The sequence below is a fragment of the Pseudomonas sp. MF6767 genome (assembly GCF_016405475.1).
Classification (GTDB): domain Bacteria; phylum Pseudomonadota; class Gammaproteobacteria; order Pseudomonadales; family Pseudomonadaceae; genus Aquipseudomonas; species Aquipseudomonas paracarnis.
This window is the reverse complement of record NZ_JAEKCY010000006.1, coordinates 103,157-118,393: the sequence shown is the minus strand read 5'-3', so window position 1 is coordinate 118,393 and position 15,237 is coordinate 103,157. Positions and strand designations below refer to the sequence as shown.

Here is a 15,237-nt window from a genome sequence, read left to right as displayed (position 1 = left end):
AGTTACTCCCAAATAGTCATGTCTTGAAAACGCATAAGCCAGCGCGAGGCTGGCTTATGGTTGAATTTCCAACGAGTTGGACAATCAGTCGGCTTGTGCTGCTTCCGCCGGTTTGACTGCTTCTTCGTAAGAGACCGCTTTATCGGTCACCTTAGCCTTCTGCAGAACAGTATCCACAACTTGTTCTTCCAGCACAACCGAACGTACTTCGTTCATCTGCTGCTCGTTCTTGTAGTACCAAGCCACGACCTGCTCAGGCTCCTGGTAGGCCGAAGCCATTTCCTGGATCATTTCGCGAACGCGGTCTTCGTCTGGCTTGAGGTCAAACTGCTTGACCACTTCGGCCACGATCAGGCCCAGCACAACGCGGCGCTTGGCTTGCTCTTCGAACAGCTCGGCCGGCAGTTGGTCAGGCTTGATGTTGCCACCAAACTGCTGAACCGCTTGAACGCGCAGGCGATCCACTTCGTTGGACAGCAGGGCCTTAGGCACTTCGATCGGGTTGGCGGCCAGCAGACCGTCCATGACCTGGTTCTTGACCTTGGACTTGATAGCCTGGCGCAGCTCACGCTCCATGTTCTTGCGAACTTCGGTGCGGAAGCCTTCGATGCCGGTTTCCTTGATGCCGAACTGAGCGAAGAACTCTTCGTTCAGCTCTGGCAGCTTAGGCTCGGAAACGCTGTTGACGGTAACGGTGAACTCGGCGGCTTTGCCAGCCAGGTCCAGGTTCTGGTAGTCAGCAGGGAAAGTCAGGTTCAGAACGCGCTCTTCGCCGGCTTTGGCGCCAACCAGGCCGTCCTCGAAACCAGGAATCATGCGGTTGGAACCCAGCACCAGCTGAGTGCCCTTGGAGGAGCCGCCAGCGAAGACTTCGCCGTCAACCTTGCCAACGAAATCGATGTTCAGTTGGTCTTCGTTCTGGGCGGCACGGTCGGCCACTTCAAAACGGGTGTTCTGCTTGCGCAGGATTTCCAGCATGTTGTCCAGGTCCGAATCAGCCACTTCGGCGCTCAGACGCTCGATTTCGATACCTTCGAAACCGGCCACTTCAAATTCCGGGAACACTTCGAATACGGCAACGTATTCCAGGTCCTTGCCCGCTTCCAGGGACTTGGGCTCGATCGAAGGCGAGCCAGCAGGGTTCAGCTTCTGCTCGACAACGGCTTCGTAGAAGGAAGCCTGGATCACGTCACCTACAGCTTCCTGGCGCGCATCGGCACCAAAACGACGCTTGATTTCGCTCATAGGCACTTTGCCTGGACGGAAACCAGCGATCTTGGCCTTTTGGGCAGTCTGCTGCAGACGCTTGTTGACCGCAGTCTCGATACGCTCTGCCGGCACGGTGATGCTCAGGCGGCGCTCGAGAGCAGTAGTATTTTCAACAGAAACTTGCATGGATATTCCTCGTTGCACAGACATTAGCCGGCCATTTCCGACCCCAATCAAGGGCATGCATTCTAGTGGGTCAAACTCAAGAAGTCACCCTACTGAAAACACCGCGAAAAACAGCCGGCAATTTATCGGTACGAAAGCACTGAAGTACCTCGCCCCGGTGACAAATACAGCCAAATTGCGCCAGGGCTCTGCGCCGCCCCTCTCTATATATAGAAGGAACAACCATTCATCTCCCTGACGGCCCGCCCTGCGAACAAGGCGAGCAAGCAACGCGGCATCATCGAGATACATAAATACGACGACACGCCCTGCCGGGGCAGCCCAGCACCTGCAACCACCCAATCTCAAACCGCCAAAACCAAAAAAGGCGCCAGACTGTTAAATCTGGCGCCTTTCGAATATGGGGTGGACGAAGGGGATCGAACCCTCGACAACGGGAGTCACAATCCCGTGCTCTACCAACTGAGCTACGCCCACCATATTGCGTTAACAAAGAAACCAAACCACTTCTTTGTTGAGCCCTGCCCCGCCTGACGACCGGGAAAAGCTTTAATTGGTGCGGATGAAGAGACTCGAACTCTTACGCCTCGCGGCGCTGGAACCTAAATCCAGTGTGTCTACCAATTCCACCACATCCGCGCTTGAAGCTCTTAAAGCAAAGGCGCCAGACTGTTAAATCTGGCGCCTTTCAGAATATGGGGTGGACGAAGGGGATCGAACCCTCGACAACGGGAGTCACAATCCCGTGCTCTACCAACTGAGCTACGCCCACCATATAGCGCTACTTGTGCCAAAGCTGCCTAATGGCGCACCCGGCAGGACTCGAACCTGCGACCATCCGCTTAGAAGGCGGATGCTCTATCCAGCTGAGCTACGGGCGCCTTATTAATCTGTACTCTTGGAGGATTACAAACTAAGTGCTTCCAGCCTTGCAGTACAACTATTCTGCTCGACCTTCTTAACCAGTGCTAGGCTGTGCCCGACAAGTGCGACGAATAGTATAGATGCCCTGGAAACCCGTCAAATCTTTTTTGAAAAAAACTGATTTTATTTAAGGGGTTAGGGCAATTTGCAGACCAAGCGCCTTTGCCCTCGCGCCTTGGCATGCGAGAATGCGCGCACTTTTCTTCCCCCTCTCGATGGTTAATCACGCGTAATGACTGCACAACTTATCGACGGCAAATCAATCGCCGCCAGCCTGCGCCAGCAGATCGCCAAACGAGTCACCGAGCGCAGCCAGCAAGGCCTGCGCACGCCTGGCCTCGCGGTGATCCTGGTCGGCAGCGATCCTGCCTCTCAGGTTTATGTCTCGCACAAGCGTAAAGACTGTGAAGAGGTCGGCTTTATTTCCAAGGCCTACGACTTGCCTTCGGACACCACTCAACAGGCCCTGACCGACCTGATTGACAGCCTCAACGATGACCCGGGCATGGACGGCATCCTGCTGCAGCTGCCGCTGCCTGAGCACCTGGACGCCTCCAAGCTGCTGGAGCGCATCCGCCCGGACAAGGACGTCGACGGTTTCCACCCTTATAACGTCGGCCGCCTGGCCCAACGCATTCCCCTGCTGCGCCCATGCACGCCTAAAGGCATCATGACGCTGCTGGAAAGCACCGGTGTCGACCTGTACGGCCTTGACGCTGTGGTGGTGGGCGCATCGAACATCGTCGGTCGCCCGATGGCCATGGAGCTGCTGCTGGCCGGCTGCACCGTGACCGTCACCCATCGCTTCACCAAGGACCTCGCCGGCCACGTCGGCCGTGCCGACCTGGTGGTAGTCGCCGCCGGCAAGCCGGGCCTGGTCAAGGGTGAGTGGATCAAGGAAGGCGCCATCGTTATTGACGTGGGTATCAACCGCCAGGAAGACGGCAAGTTGGTGGGCGACGTGGTGTATGAAACCGCCCTGCCCCGAGCAGGCTGGATCACGCCGGTCCCCGGCGGTGTCGGGCCGATGACCCGGGCCTGCTTGCTGGAAAACACCTTATATGCAGCGGAAACGCTGCACGGTTAATAACCAGAGGTGATGAAAAAGCCCTGCCTTAGCGCAGGGCTTTTTATTGCCCGTAAAAAAACCGTTTTTTCTTAGTTTTTAGGCACTTTCGTCTGGTTCTAGAAGAACATTCGACAGTTCTTCATCCATACTCCTAAAATGTAACGTCATTTGTCTTAAGTCCCGTTCTACAACGGCATTTCCTTACTTTTTAGCGAGTTCATCCGCGTGAAAATTCGTCTTTCTATCGTTAGCCTGTTTTTTGCGATAACAGGCACCTTCGCCCACGCTGCCGAATCCACCCTGGCCCCGCGTGACGCCTCCAAGCTGCAGATCGCCTCCGGCAGCGCCATGCTGGTCGACTTGCAGACCAATAAAGTCATTTATTCCAGCAACCCTGACGTGGTGGTACCTATCGCCTCGGTGAGCAAGCTGATGACTGGCCTGATCGTACTCGAAGCCAAGCAGAATATGGACGAGTACATCGACATCAACATCACCGACACGCCCGAGATGAAAGGCGTGTTCTCCCGGGTGAAGATCGGCAGCCAGATGCCACGCAAGGAAATGCTGCTGATCGCGCTGATGTCTTCGGAAAACCGCGCCGCCGCCAGCCTCGCCCACCACTATCCAGGCGGTTACGCGGCCTTCATTGCCGCGATGAACGCCAAGGCCAAGTCCCTGGGCATGACCAGCACCCACTACGTGGAGCCCACCGGCCTGTCGATCCATAACGTGTCGACCGCCCGCGACCTGAGCAAGCTGCTGGCCTATGCGCGCAAGTTTCCGATGCTGAGCCAGTTGAGCACCACCAAGGAAAAGACCGTGTCGTTCCGCAAGCCTAATTACACCTTGGGCTTCTCCAACACCGATCACCTGATCAACCGCGCCAACTGGGATATCAAGCTGACCAAGACCGGTTTCACCAACCAGGCCGGCCATTGCCTGGTGTTGGTGACGAGCATGGGCAATCGCCCGGTGTCGCTGGTGATTCTGGATGCCTTTGGCAAGTTCACCCATTTTGCCGATGCCAGCCGTATTCGTAGCTGGGTCGAGACCGGCAAAGGCGGCGCAGTGCCTGATGTAGCGCTGCGTTACAAGGCCGATAAAAACCTCAAGAACCGAGCGACCGCTACGGAAGTACGTCGATAAGCAACGGTTTTAGTGTGGGGGCGGGCTTGCCCGCTCCCACATTATTTGAGCTTCACTTCTTCTCTGCCAACACCTTGAGCGCTTGGGCCGCCGCTTGCTCCTGCCCCGCCTGCGCCGTGGCATTGGCCGCTTCGCGCCAGCGCTGCACGTCCACATTGGCCGGCAACTGGCTCGGGCGCTGGGTCAGAATGGCCCAATGGCCCGCGCTCGCCCACGCCGACTCGAAGTCGCTGAAGCGCATGATCAGCCGGCGCTCGTTGCCAGAGCGCAACAGCACCGTACTCTTCTGTTGGTTGAACCCCACCACCACGACATAGCGCGCCCCGGACCAATAACTGGCGTTGATCCGCGCCATCACTGGGTAACCCGCCGCCACCTGCGCCAGCACGGCGGTCAGCTTGGCCGCCAGTGGATACACCATCAGCCCGTATTCACGTGCCAACACTTGCATGTTGCGCTCAAGGTCCGCCTCGGCGCCGGGCAGGTGCAGCGGTTTATCAAGCAAACCCGGTGTCATGACAATGCCTTGTTGCGACAGCATGCTGGCAAGTGCCGTAGGACCGCTCTGATAAGCCTCGCTGCGAAAGGTCGGCACGCCAGTGAGTTCAACGCGCTCCGGCAAGCCTGGCAGTTTCGATGGTGTGCTGCTGGCACAGGCCGCCAGCCCAAGGGCAGCGGCGAGCAGCAAGGAGGTTTTAAGGTTCGACCGTAAGCGCAATTTTTTCACTCTCTTGATCAACTGCCGGTAAAGGCCTCCGATCATAGGGCGCCCCGCCCCGCCGGTATAGCCCACTGGCTCAGTAAAGCGGCGCTGATAGAGCAAAGAAGTTGGACCGACTCGACCATTGGTCAATAGCAGGCAACCGCCAGCTGACTAGACTGTCCATTGAGAAGACTGTGTGTGCCCCAAGTGGGCGAAAGGAGGCCCGAATGAGCCTTGCGACAACGATTTTCCTGTTGATCTGTGGTTGGCTGGCCGTCGCCGCCGCCATGCTGTGGGGAGTCATGCGCGTGACGCGCCGGCATCATCACCCCCACGTCAAACCTGCTGCACCTGCAGAACCGCACAAGGCGACGGCGCATCACGCCTAGCCAGGCATGCAATTGAAGTCCTGGGTCGCGGCAATTTCCTTGCCGTGGCCGTCCTCAAGAGACGCGCGCACCGTGGTGCCCAGGCTCGACTCCACCAGGGTGTAGTGCTCACCTGCCTTGAAATGCTTGTACTCGATGCGGCCCTGGCAGTCCTGCTGGTTGTCATCACCCGGCTCGTCTTCAAATAAAGTCACGTCCAGGCGATGGTCACCCGGGGTCACCTCAAAATAGCGCCCATCGTCCACCCGCTTGCCATCGACACGCTCGGCCATCAGGTCATTCGGCGCTTCTTCCTGCAAGCCGATCCAGGCTTCGCTGGGGTCCGCCTTGGGGATCGGGCCGGCGCAGGCCGACAGTAAACAGGCAAAGCCAAGGACGGGAACTAACAACAGTGGTTTGAGTGACATGACAGGGCTCCAAAGGGCATGAATGAAAAGCTCGTATCCGATGGCTGACAAGCTTGATGAGCCGCCCTTCCTGGAACAAATGAATCCCTATGAAAGTATCTTCAGCCCTTGACTAAAACTTCCTTCACCTGGCTGAAAGGTGCGTGTTAGGTGGGTCGGTCAAGACTGCCGGGGTTTGCAATCCTGCTCTTCTCGGAGACTCACGCATGCTCGGGCTGGTAAAGACCGCACTGCACAAGCCGTACACCTTCATCGTGCTGGCTATATTCATCTGCATCATCGGGCCGATGGCGGCCCTGCGTACGCCCACGGATGTTTTTCCCGATATCGGCATTCCCGTGGTCGCCGTGGTGTGGCAGTACAACGGCCTGTCTCCGGACGCCATGGCCGGCCGGGTGATCTACACCTACGAACGCTCCCTGAGCACCACCGTCAACGACATCGAACATATCGAGTCGCAATCGTTGCCCGGCATGGGCATCGTCAAGATCTTCTTCCAGCCTGGCGTCGATATCCGTACCGCCAATGCCCAGGTCACGGCGGTGTCACAAACCGTGCTTAAGCAAATGCCACCGGGCATCACCCCGCCGCTGATCCTCAACTACAGCGCTTCCACGGTGCCGATCCTGCAAATGGCGTTCTCCAGCCCCAGCCTTTCGGAAGCCAAAATTCGCGACCTGGTGCAGAACAATATCCGCCTGCCCTTGAGCGCCCTGCCCGGCCTGGCCATGCCCACCCCAATGGGTGGCAAGCAACGGCAGATCACCCTCGACCTCGACCCTCAAGCCCTGGCCGCCAAAGGCTTGTCGGCCCAAGACGTGGGCAACGCCCTGGCGCTGCAGAACCAGATCATCCCGGTGGGCACCGCCAAGCTCGGCCCCAACGAATACACGATCCTGCTCAACAACAGCCCCAAGGCGATTGATGAGCTCAACGACTTGCCGATCAAGACCGTCGACGGTGCGCTGATCACCATCGGCCAAGTGGCCCATGTGCGCGACGGTTCACCACCGCAAACCAATATCGTGCGGGTCGACGGCCATCGCGCCGTGCTGATGCCGGCGCTGAAAAACGGCAGCATCTCCACGCTTTCGATCATCGACGGTATCCGGCAGATGCTGCCGCGCATCAACGAAACCTTGCCACCGTCGCTGAAAACCTCGCTGCTGGGCGATGCCTCGGTGTTCGTCAAGCAGTCGGTGGGCAGCGTGGCCCAGGAAGGCATCATTGCCGCACTGCTCACCAGTGCGATGATCCTGCTGTTTCTCGGCAGTTGGCGCTCGACCTTGATCATCGCCGCGTCGATTCCCCTGGCAGTGCTGTCGGCCATCGCGCTGTTGGCCGTCAGTGGGCAAACCCTCAACGTGATGACATTGGGCGGGCTGGCGTTGGCGGTGGGCATCCTGGTGGACGACGCCACGGTGACCATCGAGAACATCAACTGGCACCTGGAGCAAGGCAAGGCGGTGAAGGCCGCGATTCTCGACGGCGCCGCGCAAATCGTCGGCCCGGCTTTCGTCTCGCTGTTGTGCATCTGCATCGTGTTCGTGCCGATGTTTTTGCTGCAAGGCATCGCCGGTTACCTGTTCCGGCCAATGGCGCTGGCGGTGATCTTTGCCATGGCCAGTTCGTTCATTCTCTCGCGTACCCTGGTGCCGACGCTGGCGATGTATTTGCTCAAACCACATAGGCCGGAGGCAGGCGCGGGGCATCATCCGGAAGATGCATTCATCAATCACCACGAGGGTGAACAGCACTTGAGGCCGCGCAATGCGTTGTTGCAATCGGTGCTGAATTTTCAACAGGGATTCGAGCGGCACTTTTCCAATATCCGCGACACCTACCATGGCCTGCTGACGCTGGCGCTGGGTGCACGCAAGCGCTTCATTGTCGGGTTCCTGGCCTGCGTACTCGCGTCGTTCCTGCTGTTGCCGAGCCTGGGCCAGGACTTTTTCCCGGCCACCGATGCGGGTGCCTTGGCCCTGCATGTGCGCTTGCCACTGGGCACGCGCATCGAAGAAAGTGCCGCGGCGTTCGATCGCATCGAAGCACGGATTCGCGAGGTTATCCCGGCCGAAGAACTGGACACCATCGTCGACAATATTGGCATTCCGCTCAGCGGCATCGACATGGCCTACAGCAGCAGCGGCACCATCGGCCCGCAGGACGGTGACATCCAGGTCAGCTTGAAAACGCACCACGCGCCCACCGCCGACTATGTGAAAAAACTGCGTGAAGCCCTGCCGCAAAGTTTCCCCGGCAGCCACTTTGCGTTCCTGCCCGCCGACATCAGCAGCCAGATCCTCAACTTCGGCGCTCCCGCCCCTCTGGACGTCAAAATCTCCGGGCGCAATGACGCGGAAAACCGCGCCTATGCCGTCGAGCTTGAACGGCGCTTGCAACATGTACCGGGGATTGCCGACCTGCGGATCCAGCAGTCCACCGGCTACCCCTCGCTGCAAGTAAACGTGGACCGTATGCGCGCCAATGGCCTGGGCATCACCGAGCGTGACGTCACCAACAGCATGGTCGCCTCCCTCGCCGGCAGCTCGCAAACCGCGCCGACCTTCTGGCTCAACCCGGCCAACGGCGTGTCTTACTCCATCGTCGCCGCCACCCCGCAATACCGCCTCGACAGCCTGCCGTCCCTGGAAGCGCTGCCAGTGACCGGTGCCGATGGGCAGGCGCAAATTCTCGGCGGCGTGGCAACCATCTCCCGGGTACAGAGCCCGGCCGTGGTGACCCACTACAACATCGAACCAACCCTGGACCTGTACGCCAACGTGCAAGGCCGCGACCTCGGCGGTGTGGCCCGCGATGTGCAAAAGGTGCTGGATGACACTGCGTCCCTGCGCCCCAAAGGCGCGACCATCAGCCTGCACGGGCAGATCGATGCGCTGCATGAGGCGTTCAGTGGTTTGAGCTTCGGACTGCTCGGCGCGGTGGTGCTGATCTACTTGCTGATCGTGGTCAACTTCCAATCATGGGCCGACCCTTTTGTGATCATCACGGCGTTGCCGGCAGCATTGGCGGGCATCGTGTGGATGCTGTTTCTCAGTGGCACCTCGTTGTCGGTGCCAGCACTCACCGGCGCCATCTTGTGCATGGGCGTGGCCACCGCCAACTCGATCCTGGTGGTGAGCTTCTGCCGTGAGCGCCTGGCCGAACATGGCGATGCGTTGGAAGCCGCGCTGGAAGCCGGCTATACGCGCTTTCGCCCGGTGTGCATGACTGCCCTGGCAATGATCATCGGCATGTTGCCCCTGGCCATTTCCGAGGAGCAGAACGCCCCGCTCGGCCGGGCGGTCATCGGTGGCCTGGTCTTCGCCACCATCGCCACTTTGTTGTTTGTTCCCGTGGTCTTCAGCCTGGTCCACGGTCGTCATCCTACTCGCGCAACTGCTGGAGAAACGCCCCATGTCGCCTGATCAAAAACCCTCGCGCAAGCGTCTGATGCTCCTGGGTGTCGGTGGCCTGACGTTGGCTGCCCTGTTAGTCGCCAGCGGCCTGCACGCGCGTACGCTGCACGAGCAGTCGGTCACCGCCTGGACCGAAGCCGCCGCCGTCCCCCAGGTAATGGTGTTCCAACCCAAGCCAAACGCCGGCGGTGACACCCTGCGCCTGCCCGCCCACCTGGACGCATGGAGCAAAGCGGCGATCCATGCGCGGGTCAGCGGCTACTTGAAGGACTGGAAAGTCGACATCGGTGCCCAGGTCAAGGCCGGGCAAATCCTCGCCGAAATCGACAGCCCAGACCTTGACCAACAACTGGCCCAGGCCCATGCCCGCCTGATCCAGCAACAAGCCAATGCACGCCTGGCAGCCACCACGGCGACCCGCTGGCAAAACCTGCTGGCCAGCCATTCGGTATCGCGCCAGGACGCCGATGAGAAAACCTCCAACGCCGCAGCCGCCAAGGCCAACACCGAAGCCGCGGCAGCCGACTACGCACGACTGTGCGCCCTGGAAAGCTACAAGACCCTTCGAGCGCCATTCGCTGGCACCATCACTGCCCGCAACACGGACATCGGCCAGTTGATCAAGGCCGATAACGCCAGCGATCCGGAACTGTTCAACATTGCCGACACCCACCAATTGCGCTTGTACGTGCCGGTGCCGCAGAACTATGCAGCGGTCATTCATACGGGCCTTGAGGCCGAACTGACCGTCCCCGAGCACCCCGGCGAGCACTTCAAGGCACGCCTGATCGGTGACTCCACTGCCATCGACCGCCGCTCTGGCACCCTGCTCGCCCAGTTCGTTGCCGACAACCCCAACGGCGAACTGCTGCCAGGCGATTACGCCGAAGTCACCCTGCCGATTCCGGCCGATACCCATGGCGTGAGCATCCCGGCCAGCGCCTTGATCTTCCGCGCCCAGGGCACCCAGGTTGCGGTACTGGACGGTCGCAACCATGTGCACCTGCAAGACATTCATATTGGCCTGGACCTCGGCGAGCGCCTGGTGATCGACCAAGGCCTGAAGCCTGCTGACCGCATCATCGACAACCCGCCCGACGCCCTGCGCGAAGGCGACCCGGTGCAACTGGCCGACGCCTCGGGAGGTGCGCATGCGCCCAAGGCTTAAGCCGCTGGCGGCACTGATGGTACTGGCGTTGCAGGGTTGCTCGATGGCGCCCACCTATACGGTGCCGTCGATTGACCTGCCCGCCCACTACCGCGAACAAACCAGCGATGGCCCCTGGCACAGCGCGCAACCGTCGGATCAACTGGCGCCCCAGTGGTGGCAGCTTTACAACGATTCGCGCCTGAACGCGCTGCAACAGCAACTGCTCAAGGCCAACCCGGACCTGGCCGCGGCGCTGGCGCATTTCGATGCGTCCCAGGCCTACGCCAGTCAACTGCACGCGGGCCTTTTCCCGCAAATCACCGCCAGCGCGCAACCGCTGCGCCAACGTCAATCGGATTCACGACCGCTACGCAGCACTACACAGCCGTCGGTGTACAACAGCAATACCGCTGGGTTCTCCCTGGGTTACGACCTCGACCTGTGGGGCAGAATCCGCAACCAGGTCGCTGCGGGCGATGCCCAGGCGCAAGCGTCCTTTGATGATCTGGTGGTGGTGCGCCTGAGCCTGCAACAGCAGTTGGCGAGCCTGTATGTGCAGCTCAATGGGCTGGATGCACAGGGCCGAATCCTCAACACGTCGTTGCAGGACTTCAGCCAAGCGTTGCAACTGACCCGCAGCCGTTATGAAGGCCAGATTGCGTCGGAACTGGACCTGACCCGCGCGCAAAACCAACTGGCCGAAGCCAAGGCGCAGCTGGACGAAGTGCGTGGCCAGCGCAACCTCGCCGAGCACGCCATCGGCGAATTGGTGGGCGTGACGGCCAGTGATTTTTCATTGCCGCCCAGCCCGCAGTTAATGGCGTTGCCAAGCATTCCAGCGCAGTTGCCCAGCCACTTGCTGCAGCGTCGTCCAGACATTGCCGCAGCTGAACGTCGTGTGTTTGCGGCCAACGCAACGATCGGCGTGGCCAAGGCGGCGTGGTTCCCGGATTTCAGTTTGACCGGTGTGCTGGGCGGGCAGACCCAAGGCGTTGGCAACCTGCTGTCCGCCGGCAACCGGTATTGGGCACTGGGGCCGCTGATGAACCTGCCGATCTTCGATGGCGGACGCTTGAGCGCCAACGAGCGCCAGGCCAAGGCCGAATTCGAGGAAGCCTCGGCACAGTACCGTAGCCACGTATTGAAAGCCGTGCGTGAGGTGGAAGATAACCTCGCGCAACTGCGGGATTTGCAGCAGCAAGCCGAGGACGAGCAAGCGGCGGCAGAGGCGGCGCAACATACCCAGGCCTTGGCGATGAACAGCTATCAGGCCGGGGCGGTGAGTTACCTGGACGTGGTCACCGCCCAAACCGCCGCGTTGCAGGCACAGAGAACGTTGCAGGCGGTGCAGACCCGGCAGTTGCAGGCGAGCGTGGGACTTTTGACCGCACTCGGCGGCGGCTGGCAGCCGGGTTAATACCCACTGATCGTTCCCACGCTCTGCGTGGGAATGCACCCTGTGACGCTCCGCGTCACGATTTCAAGGGCGGACGCAGAGCGTCCTGAGCGGCGTTCCCACGCGGAGCGTGGGAACGATCATTCAGGCGGCTAACTTGCCGCTGGCAATGGCCGCTGAAGCGGCCACCATCGCGCGCAACAACACCGCACACCCTGCCGCCAGGTCATCCGGCGCGGCATTTTCGATTTCGTTGTGGCTGATGCCGCCTTCACACGGTACAAAGATCATCCCCGCCGGGCCCAGCTCAGCCACGAAGATCGCGTCGTGCCCTGCCCCGCTGACGATGTTCATGTTCGACAAGCCCAAGCCATTGGCGGCATCGCGCACCGCCTCCACGCAGCCTTTGTCGAAGTACAGCGGCGGGAAGTCCGCCGTGGGCTGCATATCGAAACTCAAGCCGTGTTTGGCGCAGGTGTCATCGATCACCTGACGCACCTGGGCAATCATCGAGTCCAGCCGTGCCGGTTCCAGATGACGAAAATCCAGGGTCATGCGTACTTCACCGGGAATCACGTTGCGCGATCCCGGATACGCTTGCAGGCACCCCACCGTGCCGCATGCATGAGGCTGATGCGCCAACGCCGCCGCGTTCACGGCGGCCACCACCGCTGCCGCGCCTACCAGGGCATCCTTGCGCAAGTGCATGGGTGTAGGGCCGGCATGGGCTTCAACACCGCGCAGCTTCAGGTCAAACCACTTTTGCCCGAGGGCGCCGAGCACCACGCCGATGGTTTTGTGTTCATCCTCCAGAATCGGCCCTTGTTCGATATGGGCCTCGAAATACGCGCCGACCTTATGCCCGCTGACCGGCCGTATTCCGGCATAACCAATCGCGTTCAACGCATCCCCCACGCTGACGCCGTCCGTATCGACCTTGGCCAGGGTATCGGCGAGGCTGAACTTCTCGGCAAACACCCCTGAGCCCATCATGCACGGCGGGAAACGCGAGCCTTCTTCGTTGGTCCATACCACCACTTCCAGCGGCGCCTCGGTTTCCACATTCAGGTCGTTAAGGGTGCGCAGCACTTCCACACCGGCCAGCACGCCGAAGCAACCGTCGAACTTGCCGCCGGTGGGCTGGGTGTCGATATGGCTGCCGGTCATCACCGGTGGCAGGTCGGGATTGCGGCCGGGACGGCGCGCAAAGATATTGCCGATGCCGTCGATGGTCACGGTGCAACCCGCCGCTTCACACCACTGCACGAAGAGATCGCGAGCCTTGCGGTCGAGGTCGGTAAGGGCCAGGCGACACACTCCGCCTTTGGGGGTGGCGCCGAGTTTGGCCAGGTCCATCAGCGACTGCCACAGACGGTCGCGGTTGATGTGCTGATGGGTCGATTGCAGAACGTCGAGGGCAGCGTTCATGGGGGTCTCCTCAGGCTACAGGTTCTTATGAATTAACGCGGTCAACTGTGGGAGCTGGCTTGCCTGCGATAGCGGTGTGTCAAGCGACACGGCTTTAACTGATAGTCCGCTATCGCAGGCAAGCCAGCTCTCACCTGAACCGTGTTTACAACGGGGATTTGGCGGTGAGTGGACTGCTAGCGCGCTTGGCATTGAGCCCGTAATACAACACCCCGCCCAACGCCGAGCCGGTGAACCAGCCGTAGCTGTAGAACCAGCTGAACGCATCGCTGCCCAGCGACAGCAGCGTCAGCACCACCGGTACGCCAAAGGCGACAAAGCCGCTCCAGTTCCAGGCCGGGTACACGTCGTCGCGGTACAGGCCGGCCAGGTCCAACTGTTGTCTGCGGGTGATGAAATAGTCCACCACCATGATCCCGGCAATCGGCCCCAGCAGGCTTGAATAGCCCAGCAGCCAATTGGAATACACGGTTTCCAGGCTGACGTCCGAGACAATCAGCCCGAGTTTTTTCAGCAGTTCATGGGCCATCAACGCCAGCCCTACCAGGCCGGTGAGAATCACCGCCGTGGTTCGGTTGATCAGCTTGGGCGCGATGTTCTGGAAGTCGTTGGTGGGCGAGACGATGTTCGCCGCAGTGTTGGTGGACAAGGTGGCGACGATGATCAGCGCCATGGCGATGGCCACCCACACCGGGCTCTGGATATGACCAATCAGGCTCACCGGATCGGAGACGCTCACCCCCACCAGTTTCACCGAGGCGGCGGTCATGACCACGCCGAGGGCGGCGAACAGGAACATGGTCAGCGGCAAGCCGAAGATCTGCCCCAGAATCTGGTCTTTCTGGCTGTTGGCGTAGCGGCTGAAGTCGGGAATGTTCAGTGACAAGGTGGCCCAGAAGCCCACCATCGCCGTAAGCCCCGCCATGAAGTAACCGGTGAGGCTGGCGCCTTCGGGGCGCTTGGGTGGAATAGCCATCAGCTCGCTGAGGGACACGTTCGGCATCGCCCATACCAGCAGACCAACTCCTACGGCGACCAACAGCGGCGCCGACAAGGTTTCCAGGCGCTTGATCGACTCGGCGCCACGCAGCACTACCCACAGGTTCAAGCACCAGAACAGCATGAAACCGATCACCTCACCGGTACCGCCGAGGGCTTTCCAGCCGTCGAAAATCGAGCCCAGGAACAGGTGGATCGCCAGACCGCCAAACATCGTCTGGATACCAAACCAGCCGCAGGCCACCAGCGCGCGGATCAGGCACGGTACGTTGGAACCGAGGATGCCAAAGGACGAACGCAACAGCACCGGAAACGGAATGCCGTACTTGGTGCCGGGAAACGCGTTGAGGGTCAGCGGGATCAACACCACGATATTGGCCAGCAGGATCGCCATCAGCGCCTCCCCCACCGACAGCCCGAAATACGCCGTGAGCACCCCGCCCAGGGTGTAGGTGGGCACGCAGATCGACATGCCGACCCACAGCGCGGTGATGTGCCATTTGTTCCAGGTGCGCTCGTGCACTTTGGTAGGTGCCATATCGTGGTTGTAGCGAGGGCTGTCGAGGACGTCGGGGCCGGCGTCGAGTTCGTACAGGCCGTTGCGCTCGATGACTTGCGATCTGTTCTGTTGCATGGCCGCTCCACGGTTTTTTTAAAATTATTGTTGCTCACCTGCACGCTAGGTTCAGGTGGCCGGAGTACCGCATCAACAACATGACATCCAGGGTTCCGGCCAACTGCCCGTGCACTCAATAACCGTGCCGACAACCGCCTCTGAACCCGCACCGCTTGTATAACTTGCTGATGTT

Annotated in this window: 11 protein-coding genes and 4 tRNA genes; 6 read left to right on the top strand and 9 right to left on the bottom strand. The window is 60.4% G+C overall.

All coding sequences use genetic code 11. From position 1 onward, the window contains the following. Positions 1 to 84: 84 nt before the first annotated feature. The 5 genes from tig to JFT58_RS12285 all read right to left on the bottom strand — a co-directional run bounded on the left by tig (position 85) and on the right by JFT58_RS12285 (position 2,276). Positions 85 to 1,395 (bottom strand): trigger factor, encoded by a 1,311-nt coding sequence (gene tig, locus JFT58_RS12305; protein ID WP_034127949.1) that lies wholly within the window; start codon positions 1,393 to 1,395, stop codon positions 85 to 87. Positions 1,396 to 1,796: 401 nt separating this feature from the next. Then, a tRNA-His gene (locus JFT58_RS12300) sits at positions 1,797 to 1,872 on the bottom strand. 77 nt (positions 1,873 to 1,949) lie between these two features. Continuing rightward, a tRNA-Leu gene (locus JFT58_RS12295) sits at positions 1,950 to 2,034 on the bottom strand. Positions 2,035 to 2,091: 57 nt separating this feature from the next. Further along, a tRNA-His gene (locus JFT58_RS12290) sits at positions 2,092 to 2,167 on the bottom strand. A gap of 32 nt (positions 2,168 to 2,199) precedes the next feature. After that, a tRNA-Arg gene (locus JFT58_RS12285) sits at positions 2,200 to 2,276 on the bottom strand. Between the two features lie 275 nt (positions 2,277 to 2,551). Between JFT58_RS12285 and folD the strand changes: the two genes are divergently transcribed. Together folD and pbpG are read left to right on the top strand one after the other, a co-directional pair. Continuing rightward, positions 2,552 to 3,406, top strand: coding sequence for a bifunctional methylenetetrahydrofolate dehydrogenase/methenyltetrahydrofolate cyclohydrolase FolD (folD, locus tag JFT58_RS12280; RefSeq protein WP_003192259.1), 855 nt, complete (start codon positions 2,552 to 2,554; stop codon positions 3,404 to 3,406). Between the two features lie 207 nt (positions 3,407 to 3,613). After that, positions 3,614 to 4,537 (top strand): D-alanyl-D-alanine endopeptidase, encoded by a 924-nt coding sequence (gene pbpG / locus JFT58_RS12275; protein ID WP_054898262.1) that lies wholly within the window; start codon positions 3,614 to 3,616, stop codon positions 4,535 to 4,537. 52 nt (positions 4,538 to 4,589) lie between these two features. Here pbpG and JFT58_RS12270 read toward each other — a convergent pair whose 3' ends face one another. After that, on the bottom strand, positions 4,590 to 5,255 hold the full coding sequence (locus JFT58_RS12270; RefSeq protein ID WP_054898265.1) for a peptidase C39 family protein: 666 nt from the start codon (positions 5,253 to 5,255) through the stop codon (positions 4,590 to 4,592). 212 nt (positions 5,256 to 5,467) lie between these two features. Here JFT58_RS12270 and JFT58_RS12265 point away from each other — a divergent pair, with 212 nt between their 5' ends. After that, positions 5,468 to 5,629: a hypothetical protein gene (locus JFT58_RS12265; RefSeq protein WP_164919344.1), complete on the top strand. Its 162-nt coding sequence runs from the start codon at positions 5,468 to 5,470 to the stop codon at positions 5,627 to 5,629. Here JFT58_RS12265 and JFT58_RS12260 read toward each other — a convergent pair. Beyond that, positions 5,626 to 6,036: a PA0061/PA0062 family lipoprotein gene (locus tag JFT58_RS12260; protein WP_054898261.1), complete on the bottom strand. Its 411-nt coding sequence runs from the start codon at positions 6,034 to 6,036 to the stop codon at positions 5,626 to 5,628. The genes JFT58_RS12265 and JFT58_RS12260 overlap by 4 nt on opposite strands. Positions 6,037 to 6,242: 206 nt before the next feature. Here JFT58_RS12260 and JFT58_RS12255 point away from each other — a divergent pair, with 206 nt between their 5' ends. The 3 genes from JFT58_RS12255 to JFT58_RS12245 are packed head-to-tail and all read left to right on the top strand — an operon-like array spanning position 6,243 to position 12,022. After that, positions 6,243 to 9,464: an efflux RND transporter permease subunit gene (locus JFT58_RS12255; protein ID WP_054898260.1), complete on the top strand. Its 3,222-nt coding sequence runs from the start codon at positions 6,243 to 6,245 to the stop codon at positions 9,462 to 9,464. Further along, positions 9,454 to 10,623: an efflux RND transporter periplasmic adaptor subunit gene (locus JFT58_RS12250; RefSeq protein WP_034127953.1), complete on the top strand. Its 1,170-nt coding sequence runs from the start codon at positions 9,454 to 9,456 to the stop codon at positions 10,621 to 10,623. Before JFT58_RS12255 ends, JFT58_RS12250 begins: the two co-directional genes overlap by 11 nt. Next, positions 10,607 to 12,022 carry an efflux transporter outer membrane subunit gene (locus JFT58_RS12245; RefSeq protein WP_054898259.1) on the top strand — a complete coding sequence of 472 codons (1,416 nt, stop codon included), beginning with the start codon at positions 10,607 to 10,609 and terminating at the stop codon, positions 12,020 to 12,022. Before JFT58_RS12250 ends, JFT58_RS12245 begins: the two co-directional genes overlap by 17 nt. 123 nt (positions 12,023 to 12,145) lie before the next feature. On the opposite strand, the gene JFT58_RS12240 is transcribed toward JFT58_RS12245, so the two are convergent. Together JFT58_RS12240 and JFT58_RS12235 are read right to left on the bottom strand one after the other, a co-directional pair. After that, positions 12,146 to 13,429: a Zn-dependent hydrolase gene (locus tag JFT58_RS12240; protein ID WP_054898258.1), complete on the bottom strand. Its 1,284-nt coding sequence runs from the start codon at positions 13,427 to 13,429 to the stop codon at positions 12,146 to 12,148. Positions 13,430 to 13,574: 145 nt separating this feature from the next. Beyond that, on the bottom strand, positions 13,575 to 15,062 hold the full coding sequence (locus JFT58_RS12235) for an NCS1 family nucleobase:cation symporter-1 (protein ID WP_054898257.1): 1,488 nt from the start codon (positions 15,060 to 15,062) through the stop codon (positions 13,575 to 13,577). Between the last annotated feature and the right edge of the window lie 175 nt (positions 15,063 to 15,237).